This is a genomic window from Lysinibacillus sp. RU7, from assembly GCF_057837305.1.
The window spans coordinates 1-1,639 of record NZ_JBYQFK010000054.1; the positions used below are offsets into that span (position 1 = coordinate 1).

At 36.4% G+C, this 1,639-nt stretch carries 1 protein-coding gene and 1 pseudogene; both read left to right on the forward strand.

Annotated features, from left to right (window positions below; genetic code table 11):
* The first annotated feature begins 96 nt into the window (after nucleotides 1-96).
* Nucleotides 97-327 (forward strand): hypothetical protein, encoded by a 231-nt coding sequence (locus tag AC3II9_RS21340; RefSeq protein WP_489158710.1) that lies wholly within the window; start codon nucleotides 97-99, stop codon nucleotides 325-327.
* 12 nt (nucleotides 328-339) lie between these two features.
* Nucleotides 340-1,455: pseudogene (locus tag AC3II9_RS21345) on the forward strand (IS4 family transposase); the annotation flags it as partial.
* Nucleotides 1,456-1,639: the final 184 nt, after the last annotated feature.

Here is a 1,639-nt window from a genome sequence, read left to right on the forward strand (position 1 = left end):
GGAGGCACGAGACCATAGCTGTATACTTAACAAATTGAGGTTGAAATCTCCTTTAAGTTGGTAAAGATAACTAACACAGCTTAGAGGAGGTTTACTATGACAAATTATGGATTAACTCATTTGAAAACATGTTTTCAATTGTTACGTTCATCAAAAATAAATGAACTCGCACGACAAACGGGATTCATTCAGCGTGAGCGTCAATTAAAGGTCTCCAATTTTCTACCATTTCTTTTTCGAAATCACACAAAACTCGTCTCAGAAACATTAAATGAACTTTGCCTAGACCTTCGATTACATCAAGTGCCCATGACAAGAGCAGGATGAAACAAGCGATTTGACGGACAATGTGTCCATTTTTTAAGCGCGATTTTTGAAGAACTTTTCCAGCTTCAGTCTCAGAAAACACTCGCTTCCATGCCCATTGATAAAAAATTCCCTTTCAAACGTTTAAGGATTTTAGATGGTACAGGATTTAAATTACCGGTTGCTTATGAGTCCACATTTAAAGGAACAAAAGAAGCTGGCATCAAAATTCAAGTGGAATTGGATTATTTAAGTGGTCAACTTTTGTGGTTATGTCCAGAGGATGGAAAAGCAGCTGATATACAAGCGGGATGCCAACGACTCACTTCTCTTGAACCGAAAGATTTATGCATACAAGACCTTGGTTATTATCAGTTAGATTTGTTTGAAGAAATGGAACGTTGTGGTGCGTATTTCCTTACACGTGCTCGTTTAGATACACAATTCTTTTTAGAAGTAGAAAATCCTCCTCTTCATCCAGATGGTACGTATGTAGAAAAATCCCGTTATACACGTGTGCATATGCTGGATGAAATACAGGATTTAGAAAGAGGTTGTTCGAAGGAATGGCCAATTATGTATATTGGTCGGCACAAGAAGATGCCCATGCGTTGCGTTATTTATCGACAGACGGAAGCGCAAGAAGCAGCACATAAAAAACGAATGACACGCAAGCGACAAAAAAAATCGAAACAAACGCCAAAAGCGAATATGCTGGCCTTAGCAGGTGTCACCATTTATTTAACCAATTTACCCGACACCGTTTCAGGAAAAGAGATTGGCCAACTTTATAGTTTACGCTGGCAAATTGAGCTTTTGTTTAAAACTTGGAAATCACATTTGAAAATTCATCAAATAAAAAATGTAAAGATTGAACGATGGCTGTGTCATTTTTATACACAATGTATTGTACTTTTATTAAGTGTACTTGGCATGGCAAGCGTAAGAAAAATGATTTGGGGAGCGTTTCAAAAACAACTGAGTGAGGATCTGACTATTCGATTAATGAGTAAAAAAATAAATCAACTTTCAGAAGCAAGTACAAAGAGTTTTCAGACGTGGCGAACCATTTGGAGAGACTTTATTCCAATTATTAAGAAAAACCAAATGAAAACGATTAAGCAGGACCACTGGACTCTGTTTAGCTAATGAAAGTTGACAAAAATGCCTCATTTTAAAACGCCATTTTGACAGGTGTATTAAAGTCGGCCATTTTTAGGAACTATCTTCATATTACCCATAAAAAAATGAAATGAACCTGTTTTTATGAAAAAAGGAACGAATGAATGGGCTAAATCTCATCTTTTTCATGAAATATCTCTTAAGTATACAG